27 protein-coding genes are annotated in these 26,241 nt (G+C 46.4%); 11 read left to right on the top strand and 16 right to left on the bottom strand.

Features of this window, described 5'->3' with window-relative positions; translation table 11 throughout:
* The gene (locus ACEPSU_RS02735) at nucleotides 1-1,194 is read right to left on the bottom strand and encodes a multidrug effflux MFS transporter (RefSeq protein WP_395322724.1); all 1,194 of its coding nucleotides are present in this window, start codon (nucleotides 1,192-1,194) and stop codon (nucleotides 1-3) included.
* A 304-nt stretch (nucleotides 1,195-1,498) separates the two neighbouring features.
* On the opposite strand from ACEPSU_RS02735, the gene ACEPSU_RS02730 reads away from it, so the two are divergent.
* Both ACEPSU_RS02730 and ACEPSU_RS02725 read left to right on the top strand, forming a co-directional pair.
* Nucleotides 1,499-1,729: an antitoxin of toxin-antitoxin stability system gene (locus tag ACEPSU_RS02730; RefSeq protein ID WP_395322723.1), complete on the top strand. Its 231-nt coding sequence runs from the start codon at nucleotides 1,499-1,501 to the stop codon at nucleotides 1,727-1,729.
* Nucleotides 1,716-2,084 carry a type II toxin-antitoxin system PemK/MazF family toxin gene (locus ACEPSU_RS02725; protein WP_395322722.1) on the top strand — a complete coding sequence of 123 codons (369 nt, stop codon included), beginning with the start codon at nucleotides 1,716-1,718 and terminating at the stop codon, nucleotides 2,082-2,084. The genes ACEPSU_RS02730 and ACEPSU_RS02725 overlap by 14 nt, the downstream gene beginning before the upstream one ends.
* 49 nt (nucleotides 2,085-2,133) lie before the next feature.
* On the opposite strand, the gene map is transcribed toward ACEPSU_RS02725, so the two are convergent.
* Entirely contained in the window at nucleotides 2,134-2,922 is a 789-nt protein-coding gene (gene map / locus ACEPSU_RS02720; protein ID WP_395322721.1) for a type I methionyl aminopeptidase, read from the bottom strand.
* A gap of 264 nt (nucleotides 2,923-3,186) precedes the next feature.
* Here map and ACEPSU_RS02715 point away from each other — a divergent pair, with 264 nt between their 5' ends.
* The 4 genes from ACEPSU_RS02715 (at nucleotide 3,187) to ACEPSU_RS02700 (ending at nucleotide 6,482) form a co-directional block, all read left to right on the top strand.
* Nucleotides 3,187-4,098 carry a hypothetical protein gene (locus ACEPSU_RS02715; protein WP_395322720.1) on the top strand — a complete coding sequence of 304 codons (912 nt, stop codon included), beginning with the start codon at nucleotides 3,187-3,189 and terminating at the stop codon, nucleotides 4,096-4,098.
* A 164-nt stretch (nucleotides 4,099-4,262) separates the two neighbouring features.
* Nucleotides 4,263-5,090, top strand: coding sequence for an undecaprenyl-diphosphate phosphatase (locus tag ACEPSU_RS02710; RefSeq protein ID WP_395322719.1), 828 nt, complete (start codon nucleotides 4,263-4,265; stop codon nucleotides 5,088-5,090).
* Nucleotides 5,091-5,483: 393 nt separating this feature from the next.
* Nucleotides 5,484-5,825 (top strand): hypothetical protein, encoded by a 342-nt coding sequence (locus ACEPSU_RS02705; protein ID WP_020090482.1) that lies wholly within the window; start codon nucleotides 5,484-5,486, stop codon nucleotides 5,823-5,825.
* A gap of 120 nt (nucleotides 5,826-5,945) precedes the next feature.
* Nucleotides 5,946-6,482: a hypothetical protein gene (locus ACEPSU_RS02700; RefSeq protein WP_395322718.1), complete on the top strand. Its 537-nt coding sequence runs from the start codon at nucleotides 5,946-5,948 to the stop codon at nucleotides 6,480-6,482.
* 78 nt (nucleotides 6,483-6,560) lie between these two features.
* Here ACEPSU_RS02700 and ACEPSU_RS02695 read toward each other — a convergent pair whose 3' ends face one another.
* The 4 genes from ACEPSU_RS02695 to ACEPSU_RS02680 all read right to left on the bottom strand — a co-directional run bounded on the left by ACEPSU_RS02695 (nucleotide 6,561) and on the right by ACEPSU_RS02680 (nucleotide 11,200).
* Nucleotides 6,561-7,643: a DUF998 domain-containing protein gene (locus tag ACEPSU_RS02695; protein ID WP_395361589.1), complete on the bottom strand. Its 1,083-nt coding sequence runs from the start codon at nucleotides 7,641-7,643 to the stop codon at nucleotides 6,561-6,563.
* Between the two features lie 124 nt (nucleotides 7,644-7,767).
* Nucleotides 7,768-8,943 carry an IS256-like element IS1310 family transposase gene (locus ACEPSU_RS02690; RefSeq protein WP_003561746.1) on the bottom strand — a complete coding sequence of 392 codons (1,176 nt, stop codon included), beginning with the start codon at nucleotides 8,941-8,943 and terminating at the stop codon, nucleotides 7,768-7,770.
* A gap of 516 nt (nucleotides 8,944-9,459) precedes the next feature.
* Nucleotides 9,460-10,323 (bottom strand): aldo/keto reductase, encoded by an 864-nt coding sequence (locus tag ACEPSU_RS02685; RefSeq protein WP_395322717.1) that lies wholly within the window; start codon nucleotides 10,321-10,323, stop codon nucleotides 9,460-9,462.
* 1 nt (nucleotide 10,324) lies between these two features.
* Nucleotides 10,325-11,200: an aldo/keto reductase gene (locus tag ACEPSU_RS02680; RefSeq protein WP_395322716.1), complete on the bottom strand. Its 876-nt coding sequence runs from the start codon at nucleotides 11,198-11,200 to the stop codon at nucleotides 10,325-10,327.
* Nucleotides 11,201-11,323: 123 nt separating this feature from the next.
* On the opposite strand from ACEPSU_RS02680, the gene ACEPSU_RS02675 reads away from it, so the two are divergent.
* Both ACEPSU_RS02675 and ACEPSU_RS02670 read left to right on the top strand, forming a co-directional pair.
* Complete coding sequence (locus ACEPSU_RS02675; RefSeq protein WP_395322715.1) at nucleotides 11,324-12,196, top strand: LysR family transcriptional regulator; 873 nt, start codon at nucleotides 11,324-11,326, stop codon at nucleotides 12,194-12,196.
* Between the two features lie 234 nt (nucleotides 12,197-12,430).
* On the top strand, nucleotides 12,431-13,471 hold the full coding sequence (locus tag ACEPSU_RS02670; protein WP_125701100.1) for a zinc-binding dehydrogenase: 1,041 nt from the start codon (nucleotides 12,431-12,433) through the stop codon (nucleotides 13,469-13,471).
* 153 nt (nucleotides 13,472-13,624) lie between these two features.
* Here the strand turns inward: ACEPSU_RS02670 and ACEPSU_RS02665 are convergent, their stop codons facing one another.
* Complete coding sequence (locus tag ACEPSU_RS02665; RefSeq protein WP_395322714.1) at nucleotides 13,625-14,197, bottom strand: NADPH-dependent F420 reductase; 573 nt, start codon at nucleotides 14,195-14,197, stop codon at nucleotides 13,625-13,627.
* Between the two features lie 176 nt (nucleotides 14,198-14,373).
* Between ACEPSU_RS02665 and ACEPSU_RS02660 the strand changes: the two genes are divergently transcribed.
* On the top strand, nucleotides 14,374-14,805 hold the full coding sequence (locus ACEPSU_RS02660; protein ID WP_260338920.1) for an Rrf2 family transcriptional regulator: 432 nt from the start codon (nucleotides 14,374-14,376) through the stop codon (nucleotides 14,803-14,805).
* Nucleotides 14,806-15,343: 538 nt separating this feature from the next.
* On the opposite strand, the gene ACEPSU_RS02655 is transcribed toward ACEPSU_RS02660, so the two are convergent.
* Both ACEPSU_RS02655 and ACEPSU_RS02650 read right to left on the bottom strand, forming a co-directional pair.
* The gene (locus tag ACEPSU_RS02655) at nucleotides 15,344-16,474 is read right to left on the bottom strand and encodes a GGDEF domain-containing protein (protein ID WP_395322713.1); all 1,131 of its coding nucleotides are present in this window, start codon (nucleotides 16,472-16,474) and stop codon (nucleotides 15,344-15,346) included.
* 474 nt (nucleotides 16,475-16,948) lie between these two features.
* Nucleotides 16,949-18,046 carry a TIGR03766 family XrtG-associated glycosyltransferase gene (locus ACEPSU_RS02650; protein WP_395323129.1) on the bottom strand — a complete coding sequence of 366 codons (1,098 nt, stop codon included), beginning with the start codon at nucleotides 18,044-18,046 and terminating at the stop codon, nucleotides 16,949-16,951.
* A 112-nt stretch (nucleotides 18,047-18,158) separates the two neighbouring features.
* Here ACEPSU_RS02650 and ACEPSU_RS02645 point away from each other — a divergent pair, with 112 nt between their 5' ends.
* Nucleotides 18,159-19,184: an IS30 family transposase gene (locus ACEPSU_RS02645; protein ID WP_060463087.1), complete on the top strand. Its 1,026-nt coding sequence runs from the start codon at nucleotides 18,159-18,161 to the stop codon at nucleotides 19,182-19,184.
* Between the two features lie 28 nt (nucleotides 19,185-19,212).
* Here the strand turns inward: ACEPSU_RS02645 and ACEPSU_RS02640 are convergent, their stop codons facing one another.
* The 7 genes from ACEPSU_RS02640 to ACEPSU_RS02610 all read right to left on the bottom strand — a co-directional run bounded on the left by ACEPSU_RS02640 (nucleotide 19,213) and on the right by ACEPSU_RS02610 (nucleotide 24,992).
* Complete coding sequence (locus tag ACEPSU_RS02640; RefSeq protein WP_395322712.1) at nucleotides 19,213-19,611, bottom strand: hypothetical protein; 399 nt, start codon at nucleotides 19,609-19,611, stop codon at nucleotides 19,213-19,215.
* 130 nt (nucleotides 19,612-19,741) lie between these two features.
* Nucleotides 19,742-20,173, bottom strand: coding sequence for a 6-carboxytetrahydropterin synthase (locus ACEPSU_RS02635; RefSeq protein WP_395322711.1), 432 nt, complete (start codon nucleotides 20,171-20,173; stop codon nucleotides 19,742-19,744).
* Nucleotides 20,174-21,529, bottom strand: a complete 1,356-nt coding sequence (locus ACEPSU_RS02630) for a TIGR03111 family XrtG-associated glycosyltransferase (protein ID WP_260339659.1) — start codon at nucleotides 21,527-21,529, stop codon at nucleotides 20,174-20,176.
* A complete protein-coding gene (gene xrtG, locus ACEPSU_RS02625; protein ID WP_395322710.1) occupies nucleotides 21,529-22,128 on the bottom strand; it encodes an exosortase family protein XrtG in 600 nt (199 codons plus the stop codon). Before xrtG ends, ACEPSU_RS02630 begins: the two co-directional genes overlap by 1 nt.
* Before the next feature lie 70 nt (nucleotides 22,129-22,198).
* On the bottom strand, nucleotides 22,199-23,419 hold the full coding sequence (locus ACEPSU_RS02620; protein ID WP_395322709.1) for a Firmicu-CTERM sorting domain-containing protein: 1,221 nt from the start codon (nucleotides 23,417-23,419) through the stop codon (nucleotides 22,199-22,201).
* A gap of 367 nt (nucleotides 23,420-23,786) precedes the next feature.
* The gene (locus tag ACEPSU_RS02615) at nucleotides 23,787-24,518 is read right to left on the bottom strand and encodes a hypothetical protein (protein ID WP_395322708.1); all 732 of its coding nucleotides are present in this window, start codon (nucleotides 24,516-24,518) and stop codon (nucleotides 23,787-23,789) included.
* A 9-nt stretch (nucleotides 24,519-24,527) separates the two neighbouring features.
* Entirely contained in the window at nucleotides 24,528-24,992 is a 465-nt protein-coding gene (locus ACEPSU_RS02610; RefSeq protein ID WP_395322707.1) for a VOC family protein, read from the bottom strand.
* A 225-nt stretch (nucleotides 24,993-25,217) separates the two neighbouring features.
* Here ACEPSU_RS02610 and ACEPSU_RS02605 point away from each other — a divergent pair, with 225 nt between their 5' ends.
* A complete protein-coding gene (locus ACEPSU_RS02605; RefSeq protein WP_395322706.1) occupies nucleotides 25,218-26,147 on the top strand; it encodes a tyrosine-protein phosphatase in 930 nt (309 codons plus the stop codon).
* The last annotated feature ends 94 nt before the right edge of the window (nucleotides 26,148-26,241 follow it).

The raw sequence follows: 26,241 nt of genomic DNA, 5'->3' as shown, positions 1-26,241 counted from the left end.
CTACGCCATGACGTCTTCACGAATACGCGGCAACACCAGTCCTACAAATGCCAGCAGCATCCCCACACTGAGGACCGCCATGTAGCACGGCAATGTCTGAATGGCGCCATTGTGTAGCCAGCTCATCCCGTAGGTCAGCGCGCTAACCAGCAGATAGTAACCCAAACTGAACCAGCCACTGGCACTCCCCATCACGTCTTCGTAGCCAATCAGTGATCGGTTCAGGGCATTGGGCAACGTGACGTTGAGGCCCAGAAAAGTCAGGAAAATCCCACCGATCATAACCGTGGGCTGTTGCCAAGCAGCTGCTAAGATTAAGCCACCACTGGCCGCCACACTGAAGATGAGACCACGTAACGTCACCTGCTCCGGCGTCCAAAAGTTCAGCAGGCGATTCACGAGCAATGCGCCCAATAGACTAGCGCTCGCTAAGACCAGACCGAGCCAGCCGTACTGAACGGCCGAGTAGCCAAAGTGGGTCATGAAGATAAATGGCGCCTCAGCATAGTAGCTGAATAGAATACCGTTGATTCCACCGATTAAGAGACCGTAGCCCCAGACAATGGGATCACGAAGTAACCGGCGTACAACCTGCCATTGGTGAACCTGTGGCAAGCGAATATCGCGAAGTTGCGTTTCTGGTAAGCGGCTCAGGGCATACAGCCCAACGGCCACAGCCATGGCAACTAGTGTCGCAAAGACACTGCGATAACCAAAATAGGTCTGCATGACGCCACCGATTAGCGGCCCCAATGCCGGCGCCAGTGCCATTGCAGCACTGGTTCGCGCAAAGACTTTAGCACCGGTAATCCCGCTAAAACTTTCACGCATGATAGTCTGGGTCACGACCGAACCGGCGCTGGCCCCGAGTGCTTGCACCAACCGCCAGCTAATCAGAACGCTGAACTGCTGGTTGAAGTATAGGCCCAGGTTACCAACCAAATAGAGGGCAATCCCGGCCAACATCGCTGGACGACGACCCCATTTGTCGGCAAGTTGCCCCCAGAGAAGCACCCCCACTGCAAAAGCCACGAAGTAGGTACTCATCGTGAGTTGCACCTGATTGGCACTCACGGCGAAAACCCGGCGTAACTGCGGCAGCACCGGGGTAAAGATAGATTCGCTGATTTGTGGAAAACCAACGAGGGTAATCATCAATCCCAAAGATGGGACCGACTGACGGACGTTTTTCATCGTTTTTCTCCTTAGAATTTATTTTACGGAAAAACGTCCTTGCCCGTTTGCGGGGACACACGCCATTAAGCTGTTAAGAGTCATGGGTTTGCTACCCCTTTCTGTTCGATATTTAATTTACGTTACGGGAAATTGTCAGACTTGTCAAGATATAGATGATCTCTAAAGAATACTTCGCTACCCTTGTCCCTTTGGCAAATATCTATAATTAACTCGATTACATCACATTTCCATGTGTCTCGAGCCAATCGATTGACATTGAGCTAAGTGACATATATATTCAATATATATAGGAGGTGGCAACATGAAGTCCGTAAAACCAAGACTAGTTGGCAGTTCAACTGTTTTGACTGTTCCAAAGGGAATTCAAGCCAAGTATCCAGATTATGATGTTTATTCCGGCCGTAATGGTGCAATTGTCTTTCTTCCAAAAAAGAAAAATCCTTTCACAGATTCCGAGTTCATCAAAACACATCAAAACGCCCTTTCTGACAAAGACTTTACCCAAACTGAGGTTCTAAATGACGAATTCTAATCTTAATTTCCTTCCAGAACAGCAAGAAATCATCTGGGTAGATTTTCAACCATCCAAAAATAACGAATTGCGCGGTCGTCATCCAGCCGTCGTTTTAAGTACCAGTGGCTTCTCTAAAATAACCGGACAGGTTGCTATTTCGCCAATCACACATGCTGCAAATAATCACTTAAAATCGCTATTTGTTCCCATATCAAATAACGATAAAGTACAAGGATACGTCAATCCTATGCAATTCCATACTTTTAGCATCATTGGTAGAAATACGACTAGCACTCACACTTTTCTCGACGATGAAGCCTTTATGAACGTCATCAGAACTCACGAACAAATCTTGAATATCTACGATAACTAAATGAAAACGAACAATTGCCTATTCGCAATTGTTCGTTTTCATTTAGTTTCTATTTCAGTAAGTACTTTGCATCCAGATCATGATCGAACGACGTCAGAATCTTCGGACCATCATTTGTAATCACAATGGTGTGCTCATACTGGCAACTCAGACTGCCATCAACGGTTGAAATGGTCCAGCCATCGTCAGCCGGTGCGCTACATTCGAAGCTCCCCACGTTGATCATGGGTTCAATCGTAATGGTCATTCCTGCCTTCAACCGCGTGCCGTGACCAGCCGTCCCATAGTGGGGAACATCTGGGTCTTCGTGCATGGTTGGGCCAATGCCGTGACCAATATAGTCGCGAACTACACCGTAACCCAGTTGGTTTTCAGCATAATCTTGAATTGCAAAGCCAATATCACCGATTCGATTACCCACAACGGCCTGGTCGATTCCCAGGTAAAGGGACTTTAACGTCACGTCCATTAGCTTTTGAACCTCAGCCGAAGCCTGCCCCACAACGAAAGCGTGGCACGCATCGCTCAGGTAGCCGTGATAGTCGATGACCGTGTCAACCTTAACTAGATCACCGGCCTTGATCAGCTCGTCCTTGCTAGGGCAACCGTGACAAATCACGTCGTTAACGCTGACACAGGTGGAATACTTGTACCCTTCAAAGTTCAGTTCGCCGGGAGTAGCGTCATGGTCAATGATGTATTTGTAGGAAAAATGATCGATATCCCAGGTTGTCATCCCGGGTTTGATGTAATCTGCTAGAGCATGGAACAGACCGGCCAGAATGTCGCCGGCTGCTTGCATCCCTTGAATTTCACGCGTTGATTTTAATGCTATCATGTTGCCTCCTGATGGTGAGTATCATTTCGTTTCTGTCCTAAATTAGTATACCCTACTGGCGTCGCGCTTCAACCGCAATTGTTACTTTCGCTTAGAATAAATCGAGTTGAAATGGCATCAAGTTGTAATCTTCCCTAAAATCGGTATTGGCACCGTTTTCAGTGATTTTTCATACCTGAATATTCTTTTGAAACGTGTTACAATCAATTTTGCTGTGTCACGAACGGAATTTATGAAAAAATTCAAACAAAGGAGGTTCCCGCAATGTCACTCACGAAACGCGATGTCCGCGACTACTTGATTGGGTTTGCCCTAGTCTTGATCATGGTCGGAATCGCTACTTGGCTTCACGATTACGAAATTATTCTCCCAGAGATCGGCGCACTCACGGCCGGTATGTGGATCTACCACACCCCAACCTGGGTCAGTCAACCCTTCAAGATTTTCCTGGCACCATCTGGAACGGCAGTGATTGGCTTTGTCGTCAATCAACTGCCAATCAGCTATCCCGAAAAGGTTGGCATCACACTCTTGTTGATTCTCTTACTGCTCAACGTGCTACGTTCTACATTGGCCCCATCCTTTGCAACTGGACTGCTACCAATTATTATCAACGCAACACATTGGTCATTCATCCTAGCCATCTTCGCGTTTACGCTGACGCTGATGATTGGGGTCCTCCTTCAAGGACACTATAAGGGACTGCCCGCTGGTAAGCCGCTACACTACCAGCACATGCTGGGCTTCGTGCTGGCCGCGGCTATCTGGGTCGGTGCCGTTTGGGTCGCCGGCTATCCGCAAATGGCAGGGATTCCACCGGTTCTGGTCGTCTTCTTTGAGGCTTCCCAATTGCCAAGTTACAGCGGTAGATTGGCTCTACAACAGATTATTGCCCTGAGCGGCGCTGCGACGATCGGCGTTTTGGTCCACTTGGTCATCGCCTCGTGGCTCCTATCTGCGTTAATCACGCTACCCTTGGTCTTCATCCTGCTGCAGCTGCTGCGGATCAAGCTACCAGCCGCTTACGCCTTTCCACTACTAGCGTTGGTGCTCCCGGCAAATATGTTCCACACCTTACCGATTGCGGCGACTATCGCTGCCTGTTACTTCCTGGGGGCAGTCTTTGCCTACCGTAAGTTAGCGCCACTGACCGGCCTCGCATCGGAGAACAACTAATTTAAGACTTGATTATACGGATCAACTCCTCGGAGCTGATCCGTTTTTTTGCATTTACACACTCTTTACCTAACCAACATTCAGTCTTTACAAGCGTTAGGTACACTTGAACTTGCCGTACACTCTCAACAAAACATAATCTCAAGTGGAAAAGGAGACCAATCGTGTTAGACATACTTAAAGCAGCCATCCTTGGCATTATTGAAGGGATTACCGAATTTCTTCCCATTAGTTCGACGGGGCACCTCTACTTAGCCGATGAATTCGTAAAATTAAACGAACCGACCGCCTTCATCAACATGTTCATGGTAGTCATCCAACTGGGCGCCATCATGGCGGTCGTCGTCCTGTATTTTACCAAGCTCAATCCCTGGGCGCCTAGTAAATCAGTACTAGAACGCCGCCAAACATGGACGCTGTGGGCTAAAGTCATCATCGCTGTGCTCCCCTCGGTCATCGTGGGGCTTCCCCTAAACGACTGGATGGAAGACCACCTGACGAGCTGGCAAGTGATTGCGGCCACCCTCATTATCTACGGACTGCTATTCATCGTGATTGAAAATTATAACCGGACCAAACGGCCGCGCTTCACCGACTTGAATCAGCTTCCGATCAAACTCGCTGTTTTCATTGGGATCTTCCAAATTCTGTCGATGGTTCCCGGCACCTCACGCTCTGGTGCCACCATTCTAGGTGCTATCTTGATTGGCACCTCACGCTTCGTGGCCACGGAATTCTCCTTTTTCCTGGCCATCCCCACGATGTTCGGGGCATCGTTATTGAAAGTCCTCAAGTACTTCCTTCACGGAAACACGTTTACTGGGAGCCAAATCATCGTCCTGCTGACGGGGGTCATCGTATCCTTCGCCGTGGCCTACCTCGCCATTAAGTTTCTACTTCACTACATTCGCAACAACGACTTTAAGCTATTCGGCTGGTACCGCATTGTGTTGGGCGCCGTGGTCATTACCTACTTTGGCCTTTTGCATTAACCACCACCCACATTAATATTCCGAAAATCATATCCACAAAGCGTATAAACTGAGCGTCATAGTTACTGATTCCGTTTCTCCTTACGCACACATATTTCAACATGACATTAATCAACGGCCTTGGTGAGTCATCACCACAATCCAATCGCATTAAGCGTTTTCAGCCACGTTATACACATTAAATGATGAGATTACGGGCAATTATTCCCTATTTGCAACAATCTGCAATCAAATGTGACGGGCTTTTAACTACACAGTAACTAAACTGCAATATTTCTCAGGTATGCTGTTAAGTATTAAGAAAACAGATTGGATAGATTTAAAAAAATGTCGAAATCAAAACTTACAACTAAATTTGCAACACTTTTACTTTTATTTGGATTTTCCTTCGGCATGGTGACCGATGTTACATCCAGCTTAGTTCCTGAACAAACAACTACTGCTCAGGCTTCTACTCGTGTGTCTGCTAGTCAGGCCAAGAAGATTGCTAAGATCAACGCCGGCCTGTCAAAAAAGCAAAAAGCTGCCAAGAACTGGGTTGCTAAGCGCGAGTCTAGTTTTAACTACTCTGCCCGCAATGGTCGTTGTTACGGTCGTTACCAGTTACTGAAGTCTTACCTGCATGGTGACTACTCCCCTGCAAACCAAGAAAAGACCGCCAACAAGTACGTCAACAATCGCTACGGGTCATGGACCAAGGCCAAGCGTTTCTGGCAAAGCCATCACTGGTACTAAACCAGCGAATCTGCTTAACGGCAGTTTCAATTACATAAATATTTACCATAATGGCAGTTAGACCCACAAGGTGTTTAACCGCCATTTTTTTACCCAAAAATTGATGAAAGAATGGTCTCTATGAAAAAAATCATCAGTCTAGTCTTGCTCCTTCTACTCGTCTATGCCGGTTTATTAGTGGTTCCCCACTTGACCGCAGCCCGGCCTGCACAAACTGCCACGACTACTGCTAAGCGTCCGTCCAAGAAACCAGCTGTGCCCAAATTGACGCGCAACGACCTACAACACAGTAAGGCCCTCACCTACAGCAGCATCATCTACTTTGCGGTTAAGCATTCCCAGCTTCAGCGCTGGCAAGAGGTCTCCGACTTCAAGCTAGGTTGGCAAGTCGAGATTTACCCGCGCAACGGCCAAACCAAGTATCTGGTGTGGCCCGACCAACATATTCAGGACAGTGCCAAGAATCTCGCACCAAATTGGTTTCGCTTTAAGGACAGCCAGCACGTCTTATATGACAGCATGATTGTCCACTCCTTCCGCAAGGATCAGACTAAGACCGCGAGCTTGACGGAAATTGTAAAACAGATCAATACCGATCACGCTGCCGCTAAGGTTCGTGCCATGCCCCAACGGCTGAGCGTCGTCACCCATAAATAGCACGCAGAACTGGCTGACTTTTCAGCCATAAAATTCACCTAAAAAAGAGTCTAGGATTTTATCCCAGGCTCTCCGTATTCAATCTTCTAAATTTGCCAGAATTTCACTCTCAGTTCCGACGTTGATCAGCGATTCGATGCGGTCTAACAGCATGAGTAGCCACCCAAATGCCATCACAAAGGCAATCATTTCAAACGCCGTTAGGGAAAAGTACCCAATGCCACGAAACATGACTTCCGCAACAACTAAGGCCACCCCGACACCATAGGAAAGATACAAAAACTCCTTGGTAATCTGAGGCAGTAGCCACCGGACGCCAATAATCAGGGCAATAACACAGTAAATCAAGAAACTCGCCACTTGATCATGCAACATGTGCGAGGAAACGTTGTTAGGAAATACTCCCACTAGCCCCAGGTTCAGAGCTGTCAGCGTCAGTAAGACACGCAATAACGTTAACCGTAAGGAAACCGGATAGTTTTCCTGAAGGCACACGAATAAGTAGTCAATCAACGCAATCATCAGTAGCGCGGACAGAATCAGTGTGGCATTGAACTGCCAGCCGCTAGAGGCATTCCGTGTCCCTAGAAAGCTGAGGTTGTGCTGCCACCAGTAACGTTCGTTGTTCACCGCCATCGAAATCACCACGCCGCTGATAATGACCAGCGTGAGCACCGTCGACAACACGCCAGCATCCACTGCCTGGGCAAAGTAGATCATCGCTAGGTTAATGAACACCCCAAAGACAAAGATAATGATGCTCGATGTAATCCGGTCAAAGCTAGCGCCGTTAAATAACACACCCAGCAGCCACATGCTTCCGACCAGAACCAAGGCTAGAATCAAGGCAAATGACAAGACGATTACCGGAAAGTTTCGCCAATAGATATTTTTGGTAAAGCGATTCTGCGGATTGTTCCGATCCCGGATGAAAAAGATCGTAAACAATAATGTCCCCATCACCACTCCGGTGACGATTAAGGCCGTTGCCAACGACTCATCCCCGGAAAGCTTTAAGTGGCGTAAATTCTGCCACCGACAGAAGATATAGTAGCCAATGCTGACCACCAAGGCCATAATCACCGGCCACCACATAATTTTATTTTGAAAAATGCGCCGCCGCGATTCGGCAAATTCGACCACTAACCGATCGCGTTTCACGACCAATTTAACCGGCGTCCCATCCTCTAGTTTGAGTTGCTCACCGATGTCCGCCGGAATTTTTAGGTAGCGTCAAGAATCTTGTGTAAATGAAATGCCTTCGTACATATAATATGTATCTAACTTAAATAAATGATGCTTCCAAGGTGTCCTGGAGTCCTTTGAACCCTCGGTGGATCCGCTTCAGAGACTTCTCGTTATAAACATTAAACTGAGAAACCAGGAAGCGATCCAGTGAATCTTCCGTTGGAAATTGTTCTTTGTGGTGGGTGGTGCGCTTGAGATGCTTATTAAAGTTCTCAATCAGGTTAGTGGAGTATAGTGATTGCCGGATAGCTGGTGGAAAGTCCATGAAAGTGAGTAAATTCGGCATTTTAAGCAGATCTTTGATTAATTTGGGATAGGTCTGATGCCAGTTGTTGGCGAACTCATTCAGTTTCAGTTCGGCTGCTTCACGGTTGGCGGCCCGATGAACTTGTTTAAAGTCACTGATCACGGCCTTGCGGTCTTTTACGCGAACTTTGTTCATCAGATTCCGCCCAACATGAACCAGGCAACGTTGTCGTTTGGCTTTAGGGAAATGCCGATTCAAGCCTTCATCCAAACCAACTAACCCATCGGCCACAAACAACAGCACATCTTTAACGCCCTGCTTGATCAAGGTTCCCAGCAGTTCAGTCCAGATTCCAGTCGATTCCGTTGGCGCCACTTGGTAGTTCAGCACTTCTTTCGTACCATCTGGACGAATGCCAATCGCAATATGAACGGCTTCTTTTTGAACGGTATCCCGCTTTAACGGCAAGTAAGTGGCATCTAAGAAGATGGCCGCATATTGTGAAGCCAGTCGACGTTGCTGGAAAGCTTGAACCTGTTCATTGACGGCTTTAGTCATGTTGGAAACCGTGGCTTTGGAGTAGTGAGCACCGTACATTTTCTCAATGAGTTCGGCAATTTCAGCAGTGGTAATTCCCTTGGTATACAACTGAATGACCGTTGTTTCTAAATTATCACTGTGCCGACCGTAGGCTGGCAAGGTATGATTTTCAAACCGGCCATTGCGATCTCGAGGAATGGTTAAGTTAAGTTGGCCGTACTTCGTATCAAACGAGCGCTCATAACTGCCGTTGCGGTTATTACCAGTGTTAATCCCAGCGTATGAGTAGCGTTCGTAACCCAAAAACTCTGCCAATTCGGTTTGAAGCAGCTGGTTAATCGCAATTTCGAGGTGGTGACGAAAAACTTCGTCCAAATCTTGCTTTTGGGCTAGTGCAGCGATAATTTCTGTGGTAAGTTCATTCATGGGGAATGCCTCCTGTGATGTTTTCTGTGGTTACTAAATATCATAAGGGAAGGCATTCCCTATTTCTATACAATTCAGAAATCTTTTATGCATTTACACAAGATATTTTACGCTCTCAATTTTTAAGTTAAAGTCCTTACTTTTCATGTTTCCCTCCACAGCTCTATAACCCATTCCTTCCAATTATAGCAAATCTGATGGGAAATTAACCGAGTTTATTGGTGTGGCCCCCCGATTCCACATAAAAAGGCCGCCCGTAACTGCCAGGCGACCCGATTGATAAAACTACTGTTATGGTCTGTGAAACTTAACGGAACTATCTTGTTCAGAAAACAAGCGATCATGCGACCCGAACCTAAGACCAATCAAAATCAAAGCATCTTCATCAATGGCATAGACAACGAACACATCACTGTGATCAGCCAGCGGCTGACCAGTGAGCGTGTCACGTAAATGCTCCAACGACTTACGAGTAAAAAAATGCGACCACAAGTGGCCGCATTTTCATCAAACCTATTAGTCGTTTGCATGAACGTCAAACGCATTTAACAGCATTTCCTTGACACCAGGAGCATCGGGATCATGCTGGCCTTTACCTTTATCCAGCTTAACCATCGCTGCCATTTCGGCATCGGTCAGCGTGAAATCAAAGATATCCAGGTTACTCTTGATTCGATCGGCATGAACCGACTTCGGGAAGACGATGACCCCTAATTGATTCTCAAATCGCAGAATAACTTGTCCGGCATTCTTGCCGTACTTCGCTGCCAATTGTGTAATCACCGGATTCTTCAGCAGATATTGATTACCTTGACCCAGTGGCCCCCAGGATTCAAGCTTCACATCCCCGGCGGCCATCAGTTCACGAATCGCCGTTTGTTGGAAGTAAGGATTGAATTCGACCTGGTTCACGGCTGGCAAAGTTGTGAATTGTGGCACAAATTTACGCCAGATCTTAGGTGTCATGTTGGAGACCCCGATAGACCGTAACTTGCCGGCCTGTTGGGCCTCTTCCATCGCTCGCCAAGCGCCAGGAACATCGCCATAGGGTTGGTGAATGAGGTAGAGGTCCAAGTAGTCTAATCCCATTTTTTCTAACGAGAGGTCAATCGCGCGCTTGGCTGGTTCGTAACCGAAGTCTTGCAGCCAAAGCTTGCTAGTTACCCAAATCTGGTCCCGGTCAATGCCACTATCCTTGATGGCTCGACCAACTTCGGCCTCGTTGAAGTAAGCAACGGCGGTATCAATGTGCCGGTAACCAATCTTTAAGGCTTCGCTAACGGCCGTATAAGTGGACCCATCGCTAGGAATTTGAAATGTCCCAAACCCAATCGCTGGGATTTCGTTACCATCATTCAATTTAATCGTTGGAATCGTCATGTTAATTCTCTCCTTTTAAAGCTTGCAAACTTGACCCAAAGATCTGTTCAATCGTCACTGGATCACGGTGATCGAAAAATTGGCTCTCACCCTTGTCCAGGGATGCCATCAACTGCATTTCCTCAGCGGTCAACTCGAAGTCAAACACGTCGATATTTTCCAGCATTCGCTCCTTGTGAACGGACTTGGGAATCACCGTAATTCCGCGTTGCAATAACCAGCGGAGAATCACTTGGCCAACGGACTTGCCATGAGCCTGCGCAATTTGAGCAATCGTTTCGTTAGTGAAAATGTCATGCTTACCCTCGGCAAATGGGGCCCAGGCTTCGACCCGAATATTTTCATCCTGGCTAAAGGTCACCTCAGTCGGCTGTTGATACCACGGATTGACTTCAATCTGATTGATGACGGGCTTAACCGTCATGGTCAATTCTAAGTTTTTCAGTTGATCGGCGTAGAAGTTAGAGACCCCAATCGACCGAATCTTTCCGGCTTGTTGGGCTTCCTCCAATGCCCGCCAAGCCCCCATCGTATCACCATAGGGTTGGTGCAACAGGTAAAGATCGAGATAATCCAGGCCTAATCGTTGTAAGGAAGCATCGATCCCCTGCTTAGCCCGGTCATAGGTGAATTCGGAAACCCACAGCTTGGACGTCACGAAGATGTCCTCTCGGGAAACGCCGCTCGCCTTGATGCCGCGACCAACGGCCTCTTCATTTTGATAAGCCGTGGCCGTATCCAGCAAGCGATAGCCGGATTGCAGCGCAGTCGTGACGGCAGCCTCACATTCCGCTAAATCGGGAACCTGAAAGACACCAAAGCCAAGTTGCGGCATCTGATTGCCATCATTTAAAGTGATCATTGGTACATCTGTCATAAAACACATCGACCTTTCCTGTTCTGAATGTCTTTACTATAACCGCTAACGGTCTGCTTGAAAATTACCAGTTGAGCATGCTAGTATACAGACATCGTATACTACGCCTGAGGAGGACGACCTATGCTTGACAACTATCTCTTAGAAGAACTTGTCACTTTTGCGCAAACAGGAACTCTGGCAAAAACGGCCAGTCAACTCAATGTCACCCAACCAACCGTGACCCGCGGCATGCAGAAGCTAGAAACCGATTGGGGTGTGCGGCTCTTTGACCGCCAACCAAATCGGATCACGCTGACGGCAACGGGAAAGTTAGCGGCTCGGGAAGCTACGACCCTGTTGCAGGCACAACACGAGGCAATTGCCAAGGTTCAAAACTACGATCGCAACCAACGGATACTGACCATCGGCTCAACGATTCCGGGACCGCGAATGCTAATCAACCACGTGGCCCCGACAATCTCAACACCCATAAAAATTGATCAAACCCTCATCACCGCTGACGATCCAACAGCACTACTCACCGATAATACCTACAGTCTGCTGTTTTCTTCACAATCATTACAAACCTCAACGGTCACCTCTAGCTATCTCGGCAATGAGCGCTTATCAATCAATCTCAATCGCTTCATGTATCAAGCCAATCAATCCAGCATTACCTTTAACGAACTCAAAAATCTGAGTTTTTTAGTGCTGACCGATATTGGGCCGTGGCGGGCCGTGATCCAGCACGCTATTCCCAATGCTAAGTTTCTCTACCAAGAACAACGAGAGGCCTTCGAGGAGATTAGCAAATACGCTGACTTCCCCTACTTCAGCAGCAATCTTTCAAACAGCGATTCCCAATTTCCCAAGCCAACGCCGGAAGATGGTCGCGTGCGAATTCCAATCAGTGATGAGCAGGCACATATTGCCGTCTACGCCACTTATTTACGCTCAAATACTGCAGCGGTCACACCAATAATCACCACTTTAACTGAAGCTTGGCCCGACTAGATTCTTTCAAAACGCCTAGGGTCCTTAGCACCACTAACCCTCCCATAACCAAAAGCTATAATACAAAATAACTTATGAGTATTAGACAGACTAGCCAAAACCGCTTAGACTAGAGCCTGTTGGTTACGGATTTTAGACGAATCCGTCCCCTACTATCCACTAAGTAAGGATTCTTTACAATCATCTCAAAAGCGCTTACAATTTCTGTATATAAGTCTAGGAGGCTATCTAAGAATGAAATCCACTATTTTTATGGAACCTGGAAAAGTTGAAGTTGAAGACATTGAAAAACCAGCGATTCAAGCCAGCGATGACGTTATTATCCACGTTGTCCGCACCTGTGTCTGTGGTTCCGACCTGTGGGCTTACCGCGGGTTAGAAGACAAGGCCGCTCACTCCGAGAACTCCGGTCACGAAGCTATCGGGATCGTTGAAGAAGTCGGTAGCGACATTACGACGGTTAAGCCCGGCGACTTCGTTATCGCCCCATTCACCCATGGCTGTGGTCACTGTGCCGCTTGCCGTGCCGGCTTTGATGGTGTGTGCCAAAACCATACCGACAACTTTAGTAATGGCGTCCAATCCGAATACATTCGTTTCCAACACGGCGAATGGGCCTTGGTCAAGATCCCTGGTCAACCAGAAGACTACAGTGATGCCATGTTAAACTCCCTGTTGAGTTTAGCCGACGTCATGGCGACCGGTTACCACGCTGCTCGTGTTGCTAACGTCAAGACTGGCGATACGGTCGTTGTCGTTGGCGATGGTGCCGTGGGTCTCTGTGGGGTTATCGCCGCACAAATGCGCGGTGCCAAGCGGATCATCGCCATGAGTCGTCACGAAGATCGTCAAAAGTTAGCCATTGAATTCGGTGCCACCGATATCGTAGCTGAACGGGGCGACGATGCCGTTGCCAAGGTCAAGGCCTTAACGAATGGTGCCGGTGCCGATGCCGTCTTGGAATGCGTCGGAACAGAATTGTCTAACGACACAGCCATGAAGGTTGCCCGTCCGGGTGCTATCGTGGGTCGGGTTGGCCTGCCTCATGAACCTAAGATGGACATGACCACCTCCTTCTACACCAACACGATCATTGCCGGCGGTCCCGCTTCCGTGACGACCTACGACAAGTCCGTACTGTTGAAGGCCGTCTTAGATGGCGACATTCACCCCGGTAAGGTCTTCAACCAACAGTTCAAGTTGGCTGACATCAATGATGCCTACCAAGCAATGACCGACCGTAAGGCAATCAAGTCCTTAGTTGTCATCGACTAAAACTATAGATAGCATCAAACACGCTGTGTGCCCTCTCAGAAGAGCATCCAGCGTGTTTTTTGTAACAAAAAAACGACCACAAAGTCACTGTGATCGTCCCCCATTTATCCGGCTCAAGCCGTTTAGTTACTCTTTAGCTATTTTGAAAGGTGCTTACTTTTCAACCGCAAAGCCGCCAGTCCAGCCAATCTTTTCGCTAGCAGCCAAGGTCATTTGTAAGAAACCGAAGCTTTCCAGTTCGCGAGCCCGCTTCAATGAACCGGCATCGACAAAAGCAACGCCACTGTCAGTCAATGCAGCAGCCAAGGCTTCCTTAGCAGCGGCATCGTCACTAGCAGCCATTACCGTCGTCTGTTGATCGCCAACTTGACGACTCTGTAACGTTGCCGCAAACGTCGTGTTGAAGGCCTTAACGACCTTAGAATCTGGCAATGCAGCAGCGATTTGTGCAGCGGCGGAACTGTCAGCGGGAACGACCAATTCGTCCCAGGTTTCAAAGTTCAGTGGGTTAGTGATGTCAACGACCACCTTACCAGCCAATGCGGCTTGGTTAACCTTAGCGATGCTGAGGGCCGCGTTGTAAGGTACGGCGAGCACAACGATATCGCCTAAGTTTTCAACGGGATCCTTCGAATCAATGAAGCTGACCTGATTGCCACCTTGTGTGAAAACGTCACCGATTGCTTGACCCATGTTTCCTTTACCAAAAATCGTAATTGCTGCCATAATGCAGACCCCCTGATTAATTTTTGTATTAGTTTTAAGTACAGTTATAAGATTAATCCATTTCTCTACAATTGTCAACACATTGGATTAAAGAAAATAAAAAGCGATTTTACCTGACTTTTCATCTAAACTGTTATAAAATAAGATACAGAAATACAAAAGGGAGGCGGCCGTTCATGGCCAATACACAATTCAGCGATACCATCCACGTGCTGGTCTACATTGCTTACTTCAAGGGGAAGAAGATCACCAGCCAGGAGATGGCTAGCAGTCTAGAAACGTCACCGAGCCTGATTCGCAAGATCATGGCCAATCTCAAGCGGAGCAGTCTATTGGCGCCAACCCACGGACCTACTCAGCTCGCCCTGGCGCATGATCCGGCAGAAATCACGCTCCGTGACATTTATGCCACCCTGCCTGGGCAGGCTCCCCTGCTCAACGTAGACACCCACACCTCACAAAATTGCCCGGTCGGCCAAACTGTTCCAAAGGTGCTAACCCACTATTACCAAGAGATTCAGGCCGCCGCAGAAGCGAAGATGGCGAAGATCACGCTACAGGATATTTTGAACGATGTAACGTTAATGCAGCGATTAACTGCAGAATAGAAGCTAAAATGGTCGCACCCCCAGCTGGGTACGACCATTTTTTATAACTTCATGAAGATTGGAAACACGCATCGGTACGGCTTCTATCCTCCGTCTAATTTGCTAGAATACTGATCAGGCCCGAAACCAATAGCATGCCAAGTTGAATTGCCATCATCACATTCACCCGTTTCCTGATAGTTATGACTTCAGCATACGAGACAAGTCCCATTCTATATACAAAGTTAATAAGAGAAGTTTCTGACAAAATGTCAGAATCATACTAACAGCAGCGGTCGCGACAAAAAAATGGCTGATTCCATCGGCAGAATCAGCCACTTCCAGACAACATCTCTGACACTATTGGGGAGTTGGAGCTTTATACGCTTTCAAGTTCAGAGCCCGGCTAAATCGTAGCGACAGCGGAAAGACTGCCATTGCGCTTAACCATGTTTCCATTATGCCACCCGTCGTCAACCCTCAAAAGTACCCACAAATGAGCTTCTACTGAGAATTTTTCAGAATAGCAGTCAAGTCATTTCTATAACTTAATAAATATCTAACCCACGGTAATCTGCATTCGCCCGTGACGCTTAGAATGATAGAGGTTGCGGTCAACCCGATTGTAAAAGTCCATAGGCGCTTTATCGTCAGTCGTAATTGCCGAGACTCCCACCGAAATCGATAACGCAACCATCCCATCTTTCGTAGGAATCTCTAGGTGATTAATTGCCGCAAAGATTTCATCCACGATTACCTTCGTGGTCGCCACATCGTAATTGGGAAAAAGAATATTGAATTCTTCCCCACCGGTTCGGTACAACTTAATATTAGCGTCGTTAGCCGCCAAAACTGTCTGCACGGTGTCGGTAACCCGCCGCAGAACCAAGTCACCAACTGAGTGACCATACGTATCATTGAAATGCTTGAAGTGATCGATATCAAACATCATCATGGATAATGGCTGGCCATTTTGAGTGCTCTGATTAAATAAATCTTCCATGTCTTCCGTGTAGGCGGCAAAATTATTCGTCTTTGTCAGTGCATCGTGAGTGGCATACTTCGCCAACTGAAGCTTGATCTCGCTGTCGTGAGAAAGCATTGAAACATAAATGTAGAGCAGAATTTCGAAGATGATGAGGTACACCCACTCTTGCCACATCGTCAGCCACGAAAAATCGAATTTTAACTTCATCCAGAACCAGAGTAACGCGCCAAAACTCATAACCGTTGCGAGATAATAGACCATCAGGCAACGTCGCCCCTGCAGCTTCATATGAATGATATTTAGAACGATAAAGAAGCCCATCAACGTTAACGAGTGTCCCCAGGATTGCCAGGACCCCAGCGATCCGTTAAAGACCATGAAGACAATGCCAATAGGGAATAACAGGTAATAGGAAATACGGATATTAATAAAAAAAGCACAAAATGTCACGGCAATTAGCTCAAAGTTCATGAATTGCCAAGAATCACTTTGCCCCACAATCAACGACTGCATGGCAAACGCAAAAAAGACCATATAAATCAGGCCGTACCAGGTATTGACCGTCTCATCTGTAACATTGAGTCGACGGGTATGGGTCCAAGAAATCAGCCAATTATAGGTCACCCAATAGAGCGTCAGAACCCCCAGAACAAAGAAAACACTGGTGGTAAACGGTGGCACCTGCCAATGAGACCAAGTCATTAATAAACCTTCTTCTTTTAATAAGTAATGTGTCTATTCCTTAGCAACTTAACAACGGTGAGTTTGACTAGTCAAACTTTCGCTTGCCAAACGACACCAATTCCATGATACATACCACAATAGTAATCCTTCAGTTCACACAATAGAATAACCAGAAATGCTAAAGTGCTGAATTATATAAACATTTTCGAATGCGTAGTTAATTTTCATATTAACTAATTCCCCATTAATGTATGCCCACACCATCATTAGTCTCCCTCTTAATCCCACCGCCAGAAATTTCACTCACAAGAAAAGGTCAAGTCCATCAGCGACTTGACCTTTTCTGAAATCATATACTTATTTTCCCTCACAACTGCTGATAGACTGGGCTTTTCGGTTGATAGTCAAGGCCTTTACAAACACTTTACACACGACTATCACTTACCATGCTATAGTTATGGTATAGACCGCGTTCGGAAAACTTCCTTGCGGCTAACTACTCTTGTCAGCCGCTGCCGCCTCATCAACCTTCACCTCATACCATCCTGTGAGCCGCTTAACGTTAACCACAACCCGCTCAAAGGACAGAATCGAGAGAAGCAAGAAACAGGGTAGATACTGAATCAGATACCGACTCCGGCCCCCTTCAAATAGGAGCAGGAACATGAAACCACCAACAATCGACAATCGTAAGATTTGAATAACACTCCACCGTGGACCAAATCCAAGAGCAATAATTGCAAGCAACGTTACCCACCACAGCTGCGCCGCAAATCGAAAATCGGCGATATGGCGCCCGTAAAGATAGATAAAGTTTTTAAGCTTATTCGTAATTCCTTTATTATTGGGTTTTTGATTCTCCAGGAAGAAGTGTCCTTCTTTCAGCCAACCAAAGGTCCCGTCCGCTGTATTATTGCGTTGCTTTTTAACCAAGAATTTCAGATAACCCGTTGGTCCTAATTTTTTCAGACGTTTCTTTAGCATCATAACCGAATAATCAGTCTTCTGTTGCTTCGTTGGCAGAAAAGTCATTTCAACAGCTTGCCACCAACTGTAACCACCTTGGCCGTAGACCCCCATCGCCATAAAGTGAATGGCCGGAATTGCCCGTGACTTATCAACTTGAATGTAGGTTTGATTCTCCACCCGGGTATTCACATATTGATAGGTGTAGTAGGCACTTTCGCACATAAACAGCATCATCGCTAATGCAACGAACCAGTGCTGCGGTTTGATACTTTTATGCCGATCCAATGCCATCAGCGCTTCCATGATGACAATGGCAATCACCGGAATAATTGATGATGGCTTGATGAAATACGTCAGCATCACACTGATACCAAAGCCAGTAGCCGCTGCCACACGAATTAGTGAATGTAGGTCGCTCTTCCGGACGGCGAAATAACAGAGTAAATAAAACGAAACCAGTGGTAGCCCCCACGCATCAGTATAGGGCATGATAATCGTGGGAAAAACCGCCAACCAGGCGGCCTGAATGTACATGGCTGTTCCCATAGCGCGTTTCTGCAAAATACGTACACTCAACAAATTAAAAATTGCGGATAAATCAACAAAAAATAAAGCCTCGATTTAAAATTGAAGTGCAACACCTGCTCTACTAGACCAGTTCTTTATTCAGACTAGTCAAAAAGGCCATGAAGACCTATTCTTAATTCACCACAAACAAGAAAGAGGTATCTTCATGACCCGAATTAAGAATATCATATCTAATCAGTATCACCAACTCAATTTAGCTGAACGTGGTCGAATTGAAGCCCTAAGGGGCTTAGATTGGTCCATCCGCCGGATTGCCAAGGCTCTTCATCGTAATCCCAGTACGATTTCGCGTGAATTAAGACGGGGGACAACAACACAGATTAACGCTAATACTCGTATCTTCGAACAGTCATATCTGGCGGAAACTGGCGAAGCAGTTTATCGTAAGCACCGGCTAAACAGCTGTTATCGTGGACTCTTTGATCACTGTCAAACCTTCTGTAATGCTTTGGTTACAGCTTTAAAAGCTCGCCCCAGAATGCATAGTGTGGATACTTTTGTTCACCAATTCAAGACTAATTACCCAGGAGTTGTCTGTCCCTCAACACCGACGGTGTATCGATACATTGATGACCAGCGTTTAACTATCCGTAATTCAGACCTACCAGCTAAACTCCGTCGCCGAGTCAAACGTCCCGGAACAAAGCATCACCGAATCAATAAGAAGAATCTGGGCCATTCAATCGAAGAGCGTCCCACTGTGGTTCAAGCACGTCAAGAGCTTGGACACTGGGAAGGTGACTTGGTCAAAGGTAAACGAGTTGAATCTGAGCCAGCATTAATGACTTTGACTGAACGTGTTAGTCGTTTAGAAATCATCGTTAAACTTCCCAATTATCATGCCGACACTTGCTTGAAAGCCCTCCAGAACACCTTATATGACTATGGAACTGAGTACTTTAAAACCATTACTTTTGATAACGGTGCCGAGTTCTCAAGCTTGAGCCAAGTGGTGGGAACGGACATCTACTTTGCCCATCCTTATTCACCATGGGAACGCGGAACCAATGAGAACACTAACGGCCTTTTGCGCGAGTTCTTCCCGAAGGGTAGATCCTTGGTTTTGGCCTCACTCATTGATATTCAGCTGGCTCAGGATACCTTAAACAACCGGCTGCGGCGGTCATTAAACTATCGTTGCCCAGCCGATCTAATGCCTGAACTAGCTTAGCAACTAGACCACTTCTAAGAATAGATTCTTAGTGTTGCACTTGATTTGACAATTGAGGAACAAAAAATAAAGTGACAAAATCAAAAAATTCCCAGGTTGTCTGGTTAAAGGTCGTCGATATCCAGTGCATGAACAGCATAATCGGCAGGTTATTGACGTTCAGACTAAAGTACGATGTAACATCCGGATCATATACACTGTTAGGATCAGTCGCCGTATGGAGTAACATCCCCGAGTCAAATCCACTGTTAGGATGGACGAAGAACACGAAGAAAATCTGGCCGGCGAGTATCATCAGTAGGAGTAAACGCCCCGTTCGCAATTGTTCCGTAACGAAGACGCGGTAAAGCCAAGCGTGAATCCGTGGATACGCGTAGTTCATCACCAAAATTGCGACAATCCCAATCACTAGCCCGGTCGTGAGCATCGTTGTACTGGTTCCGAATGTCGCATTATCCCCCAGAATAATATTGGGTGATGTGAACGCAAAAAAAAGAGTCAGGAAAAAAAGGATTTTCCAAAAAAGGTTGATCACTGCCTGACTGAAATTATAAAACCTACGCATGAGCATCTTCCTGATTGTTCTGGCCAGCTTCTACTTCCGCTTGAGATGGGAATTGACGTTCCGTGATATCAATACAATATGACCGTGTTGGCGAATCGCTGACTTCAATCCGTAAGAGAACCGCGTTATTTTTCTGCAGAATCCCGTCAATTTCATTAAACAGATACTCCGTCACGTTTTCAACGGTCGGATTAATCACCCGAAACTCAGGCAAATCGTTCAAATACTTACCCGACAACTCATTAATCGCCGTATTCAGAGATTTCTCAATATCAAAAAAGGAAACCATCCCTTCAAAGACGTGCAGTTCACACACAATTTCCCAAGTATGATTATGCTTCTTCCCAGTCCCTGACTTCCAGCGAACGGCATGGCTAGCATTAACATATGATTTGATTTTATAAGTCCGTTGTTTCTGCATCACTCATTTTCCTCTCCTGTCCTTACGGCGCTGCTCGCGAATTGTTTCGACATCGTCGCGTAACACTGCCATTACCCGGCTTCCCTCTTCGCCAAAACCGCGCATCCGCCATGAAGCCTTGGTGGTCATGGCATTGATAATTCCAATCAATCGAATCCACGAACAGATGAACATGTAGATGGGAAGCGTCATCGTCACCCACCACAAATGCTTGTAAAAGCGCTGCTCATCGGGATATTCGTGCATCAAGAGAATCACACTGGCAAAATTAATGACGGCAACAAAGACGTAAAGAACATAAATCACCAGGTAAGACAATAGAATAACCAGTGGCGAATACCCAAAGGCAATTAACGCAAAACTTGCGAAGGTCCAGATCATCCGGGGAAACGTAAACGTATGGTCAATAATCATACGCCGTACCAAGAAGTTCTTAAAAAAGCCCTTCAGCTCGGCTGATCGTTTCATGTAGTTTTCCGTAACCTCTAGTTCGCCTCGCTGCCACCGCTGTCGTTGGGCATACAGCTCTGATAAGCCAGAAATTGGCTCGACATAAAAGATGGCATCCGCACAGATGACAACCTTCTTACCCAGCCGCGTCCGAATCTGAAAAGTCATATCCGTATCCTCACCAATCGTATCGATGTCGTAGAGAAAGGTTTCCATCAAAACCTCTCGGCGAAAGGCGGAAAACGCCCCCGACATCGTAAACAACTGATCACGCGCGGCTTCCATGGTTCGGCCAGACAAGAAAGCCTGTGCATACTCATAATATTCATTTTTGGCTAGAATTCTGTGTCCCCAGCCCTTAACACCTTTGACCAATTCTCTTTGAGGTAGAATGGCGCCGGTCATGGCAGCGATACTAGAATCATTTTCGAATTGCAGTACCATGTTTTTCACAGCGTTAGCTTCTAGTAAGCCATCACTATCAATGTTGATAACGTAAATACCAATACTCTGGTAGATGGCTGTGTTCAGCGCTCGCGCTTTCCCTTTATCCGTATTGACGTACCGCAAGATCAATTCTGGGAAAGTGTTCTGTGCCTTGGCATAAGCACCAAAACTGCCATCCGTACTCTGATTATCTGCCAAGATTACTTGCATCGCACTTTTCGGATATGTCTGGTCGTTAATCGATTGGATACACTCAAACAGCGTTTCCTCCGAGTTATAGACCGGAACAATAATCGTGACCCAAGGCCACTTGCCTGGCGGCGTCAGCTTTTTCTGATGACGCCGCATCCGCATTAACTTAAAGGTAGAAATGAGTGCTGGAATAATTTCAACCACGATCGGAATCAGGGCCCAAGTAATCCAGAAACCCATTTTGGTCAGGGCTAAATTAATCCAGTACATCAAAGTTTATCTTGCCTCCAATCAATGAACTCCCGGTAGATCCCACGTGCTAATTGAGAATAGGTAAAGACATTGTAATACAGAGCAATGACTAACACATAGAAGACCAGTCGGCCAATCACCGAGTGCGCCAGGAAAAATGATTGCCCACCACCGAAATGAACGATGAGAATAACAATACACAATCGCAGGACATTAATGGCATAAATGTAGACCAACCCGAATAACGCGTAAAAGACTTTTTCACGCCGATGATAGGTCGGGAAGAAGACCACCAACCCTACAAACGCGCAGGTTTCGATGATACCGGAACACTCGTAGTCAATTGACATAATCACGGGATTTGTTCCGTTCGTAATATATACCATACCGGTGTGATACATGATCGTGCTCCAATGGGTAATATCACTAAATAGTGCAACCCCATGGATCACAGCATGGGTAAAGAACCAGATCCAATACGGATGACTGAGTGATGTGAGAATGAAGAAGAGTCCCGCACTTCCGACAATGAAGAAGAAGGCAGAGAGTCGCGCTCTTCGCAATACTGATAAGGCATATAGCCACACCACCGTTCCCACTAGGATATTTACGTCCATGAACACCAGTCCTATTAATTGTTTTGTTAACTATCTTTGGTATTCGCTAACGTCTACCACATAAAGTTACTTACTTCGTCAATGTTGGGTCGTCCTTATGCTTGGCCTTACCGGACTTTCTGAATTTCAAGTAGCCCAGACCTGCAATGGCTAAACCAATTCCGGAAATGATATAGGGACCGGTTGACCCACCGGCAACACTGACTTTAGTGTTCCCAATGTTAGGGTTGTACATAGTGATGGTTTGGCCGGTCATTGTGGAAACGTCGAGCTTTCTGAGATCAACTCTAAACTCGAGGATATTATGTCCTTTTTTATTGGTAGAAGAATATCCATTACCAACTGTCCCGTACTGATCGCCTTCATTCCACTTGCCAGCAATGAAGGAAACAGGCTCAGCGTCTCCCTCTTTGACGTTGTTTGGCATATGCTTAGTCGAAACAAAAACCTGTTTACCACCTATATCAAAATTGTAATCACCAGTTCCAGGGAGTACATCATTGCCCTTCATTTGGACGTAAACATAAACATAATCCCCATCACTGACCATTGCCGTATAACCATTGTAACCTTCCGTTAAGTCAACGTATTTCCAATCTTCAAATTTACCGTCAATCTTAATGTTTAGATTATCATTGTCATTATTAGCGTTACTATCAGTCGGTGTCGTTCCCTTAGAACTCTCGTCTGATTTGCCATCGATAGTTCCACCAGAAGTAGCAACACTTGAACTGCTATCCGCCGAACCGGACCAGTTAATCGTCGCCTTTGCTGGATTACGACCAATATCATAGTTCATGAAGGATGCTACCTTACCATCAGCTGACTGTGTGAGCTTCAATTTCGTCAAATCAACGCGAAATTCTGCAACGTTATGAGACTTCACATTAGACACATATCCCGATCCGACGGTTTTATACTGCTCACCACTACTATAGATACCAGCAACCACGGTAAATGCCTTGGCCTCACCAGCACCAACGCTACCAGTCATATTTTTGGGCATCAGATAATAGGTTTTCCCGTCGATTGTGAGTTGATAATTACCATTCTGTGGGATACCACCGTACTCCATTTTGACATACATATCTAAATACTGCCCATCGTTTTTGAGCGCTAATGCATTATCATTATTCCCCTCAACGACATCAGCATACTTCCAATCGGAAAAATCCCCATCAATGCTCACACCATCGCTGGCTTGGGCAGTCACAGGTGTTGGTGTCGTTACAAACACACTGGCTAGTCCCAGCGCAACGACCCCCGTCATTATTAACTTCCACAACTTCATAAATCTTGTTCCTCCCTTCGGAAACGTCTCAGACTTCTCCTCAGTCGATTACTTACTTTTAAACGAAAATTCTCTATACATGGTTATACTATGCCATCCAAGTAAATTAAGCAAGATAACAATTCTTCCTACTAGCTACTTGATGGATTAGGAAACGTGTAGGGTCTGAATATTTCTACCCAGAGACGCATAATTATCAGCTATTATTTTAGTTCATACTATCTGTTTAGAACACCGATTTGTCGGTTAAAACACCCCTGCACCAGTATTCTGTAGAAAGGCATTAACCTTTACGCTTACAAAAAACGCTTAGGCCTTGAGAACAAGCCTAAGCGAACAGCAATTTGATCTTTACTAATCTCTATATTTATACACCATCAAACCGCTTCAATTCATCCAACATCGCGGGTCGCCGCGCGTATTTTACACGCCAGTCCTGAATGAGGTGATCAGCCGTGCTCACTCCCATTGGAAAAGCCTTCATTTTATTCAGAACCTTCACGATATCTCGATAACGCTGCCGGTCACCCGTTTGTTTCGCCATCTGCTGGGCAACTTCCACATACTTACGAAGTAGCTGCCGAGAGAACTTGGGCTTTAATAGCTTCTCGTAAGTCTGGACACCAATTAATCCCCGCTGTGCCAACACAGTATCCAACAACTGCTGATACAAATGATCTTCAGCATAGAGTTGCGCAACATCCGCATGCCTGGGCAAGGCTGCCAATACTTTCTCACGTTCCGTCGGCCAATCCGATGTCGAATACAGCCCCTTCAACTCCCGATAGGCGTCTAAATCAGCTGGACTATACGTTGTAACGAAATCCCACAATTCTTGACGATAAGCTTCTGGCCGCTTCAATTGGCTATACAAAACAAGCAATTGCCGACTGTACTTTTGAACCAATCCTCTCAGACCATCAATCTGGCCGCGCTTTCGGCCATTGATTAATATCTGAATCGCCTGATCATAGTTCTCACGTTGCACCGAAAAATCCACGTAGTACTGCCGGACATCATCATATCTAATATGTGCGCGACAGAAGTCTTCAATCTCGTCATCCGGCGACGCCAATTTAACCAGCCATCGACACTTCAAAACATTTAGCTACTTAGCCGCAACCAAGGCCGCAATATCAATCTTCTTCATTTGCATCATCGCCTGAATTTGAGCCGGCGTTCGTGTCAATTCATCCATATTCTGGGGAACAATCTGCCAGGAAATTCCGAAGCGATCCTTGACCCAGCCGCACTGCTCAGCCTCAGGAACGTGGGAAAGCTTTGTCCAGTAGTAGTCAATCTCAGCCTGATCCGCACAGGGCAACGTAAACGAAATTGCCTCATTGAACCGAAAATCTGGCCCACCATCGAGCGCTAAGAATTTCTGTCCGTTCAAGTGAAATTCGGCAGTTAAAATCTTTCCAGTCATCCCTTCGAAGTGTGTATCTAGCTCTTCGTCGGGATAATACGTCACGGCGTCCAATGACGAATTGGGAAAGACGTTCAAGTAATAGTGAATGGCCTCATCACAATTGTTATCCGCAAACCACAAACTTGGTACGATTTTATCCATCAGCAGCCTCCTGGCAAACCCTATTTTTTTGTTAAGCCTACCGGATTTTGCCATCGGATGCAAGACCTAACCTTCCCCTCACTCAACACCGGCGTAAACCGCTATCATAACCGTAATTATAGCCAATTACAGTGATGTCCCTTATCTTTACACAATCAACATCACTCCTTTACATCCACTTAGTATCCTAGATACTGTACCAAGCCAAGAGGAGGAGTTAACAAAATGAATAAACGAATGAGTACCTTAGTCACCGCCCTGCTATTGACCACCACGTTAGGTTGGCAACAACCCTTGTCAACCATCACGGCATCCGCCAAGGCCAAGACGACCCAAACCACTAAACGGGCCAAAGCCAAGACGGTCAAGTCCACATCAACCCACATCAAGCTCCAAGGTGCATCCAATGCACGTGATTTAGGGGGCTACGTGAACGGCCACGGCCAAAAGATCAAGGCCCACCGTTTAATTCGTTCGAACACGTTATCCAAATTATCCAAATCTGATCAAAAGAAACTGGTCAAGACCTATCACGTTGCTACCGATGTCGATCTACGGACTGTCGTTGAGCAAAAGATGAGCCCCGACGTTAAGATGAAGGGCGTCAAGTTAGTCAAGGCCAACGTCTTTAAGTCCTTCGGTGCTTTCCCCGACTTCTCTAAGAAGAACGCCGGCGATAAGATGATGAAAAAGTCCTACCACGATGCCATCACCACCGCACAGGGACGTAAAGCCTACAAGTCACTGTTCCACCAATTACTGAAGAATCCTAAGAACAAAGCTGTTCTCTGGCACTGTTCTGCAGGTAAGGACCGCGCTGGCATGGGAACTGTCCTGGTTCTCTCCGCACTGAACTTCAACAAGAAGGCCATTGCAAAGGATTACTTAAAATCCAATACATACCTGGCCAAAACAAATAAGGAAAACCTGAAGAAGCAAGAAGCCGGTTGGAAGGCACATGGCAAGACGGTCACACCAACCGTCGTTGCTAACTTCAAGGCGCAAAATGGCGTCAAGATGGCTTACCTGAACACGATGTACAAGGCCGTTAACACGAAGTACGGTAGCATGGATAACTTCCTACACAAAGGTCTTGGTTTAACCAACACCCAACTGAAGCAACTCCGGGCCAACTACCTGACTGCTGCCAAGTAACAATTCTCTAAATTTCAAATGACACGGTAAATGCCCAGAGTCGGAACTGATAACCAACTCTGGGCATTTACGTTACCAATAAAGTTCAGTGGTG

Source organism: Levilactobacillus parabrevis (assembly GCF_044051715.1).
Lineage (GTDB): Bacteria > Bacillota > Bacilli > Lactobacillales > Lactobacillaceae > Levilactobacillus > Levilactobacillus parabrevis.
Note: the sequence above shows the minus strand (reverse complement) of the source record. Positions and strands in the feature narration are given on the sequence as shown.

Bases quoted from the DNA above. Each gene is read 5' to 3' on its own strand.
- ACEPSU_RS02605 (WP_395322706.1), top strand. From the start codon at position 25,218: ATGAATAAACGAATGAGTACCTTAGTCACCGCCCTGCTATTGACCACC.
- ACEPSU_RS02680 (WP_395322716.1), bottom strand. From the start codon at position 11,200: ATGACAGATGTACCAATGATCACTTTAAATGATGGCAATCAGATGCCG.
- ACEPSU_RS02665 (WP_395322714.1), bottom strand. From the start codon at position 14,197: ATGGCAGCAATTACGATTTTTGGTAAAGGAAACATGGGTCAAGCAATC.
- ACEPSU_RS02705 (WP_020090482.1), top strand. From the start codon at position 5,484: ATGGTGACCGATGTTACATCCAGCTTAGTTCCTGAACAAACAACTACT.
- ACEPSU_RS02655 (WP_395322713.1), bottom strand. From the start codon at position 16,474: ATGACTTGGTCTCATTGGCAGGTGCCACCGTTTACCACCAGTGTTTTC.
- ACEPSU_RS02620 (WP_395322709.1), bottom strand. From the start codon at position 23,419: ATGAAGTTGTGGAAGTTAATAATGACGGGGGTCGTTGCGCTGGGACTA.
- ACEPSU_RS02685 (WP_395322717.1), bottom strand. From the start codon at position 10,323: ATGACGATTCCAACGATTAAATTGAATGATGGTAACGAAATCCCAGCG.
- ACEPSU_RS02700 (WP_395322718.1), top strand. From the start codon at position 5,946: ATGAAAAAAATCATCAGTCTAGTCTTGCTCCTTCTACTCGTCTATGCC.
- ACEPSU_RS02660 (WP_260338920.1), top strand. From the start codon at position 14,374: ATGGCCAATACACAATTCAGCGATACCATCCACGTGCTGGTCTACATT.
- ACEPSU_RS02690 (WP_003561746.1), bottom strand. From the start codon at position 8,943: ATGAATGAACTTACCACAGAAATTATCGCTGCACTAGCCCAAAAGCAA.
- ACEPSU_RS02730 (WP_395322723.1), top strand. From the start codon at position 1,499: ATGAAGTCCGTAAAACCAAGACTAGTTGGCAGTTCAACTGTTTTGACT.
- ACEPSU_RS02675 (WP_395322715.1), top strand. From the start codon at position 11,324: ATGCTTGACAACTATCTCTTAGAAGAACTTGTCACTTTTGCGCAAACA.
- ACEPSU_RS02670 (WP_125701100.1), top strand. From the start codon at position 12,431: ATGAAATCCACTATTTTTATGGAACCTGGAAAAGTTGAAGTTGAAGAC.
- ACEPSU_RS02735 (WP_395322724.1), bottom strand. From the start codon at position 1,194: ATGAAAAACGTCCGTCAGTCGGTCCCATCTTTGGGATTGATGATTACC.
- ACEPSU_RS02725 (WP_395322722.1), top strand. From the start codon at position 1,716: ATGACGAATTCTAATCTTAATTTCCTTCCAGAACAGCAAGAAATCATC.
- ACEPSU_RS02645 (WP_060463087.1), top strand. From the start codon at position 18,159: ATGACCCGAATTAAGAATATCATATCTAATCAGTATCACCAACTCAAT.
- ACEPSU_RS02640 (WP_395322712.1), bottom strand. From the start codon at position 19,611: ATGCTCACGACCGGGCTAGTGATTGGGATTGTCGCAATTTTGGTGATG.
- map (WP_395322721.1), bottom strand. From the start codon at position 2,922: ATGATAGCATTAAAATCAACGCGTGAAATTCAAGGGATGCAAGCAGCC.
- ACEPSU_RS02610 (WP_395322707.1), bottom strand. From the start codon at position 24,992: ATGGATAAAATCGTACCAAGTTTGTGGTTTGCGGATAACAATTGTGAT.
- xrtG (WP_395322710.1), bottom strand. From the start codon at position 22,128: ATGGACGTAAATATCCTAGTGGGAACGGTGGTGTGGCTATATGCCTTA.
- ACEPSU_RS02630 (WP_260339659.1), bottom strand. From the start codon at position 21,529: ATGTACTGGATTAATTTAGCCCTGACCAAAATGGGTTTCTGGATTACT.
- ACEPSU_RS02715 (WP_395322720.1), top strand. From the start codon at position 3,187: ATGTCACTCACGAAACGCGATGTCCGCGACTACTTGATTGGGTTTGCC.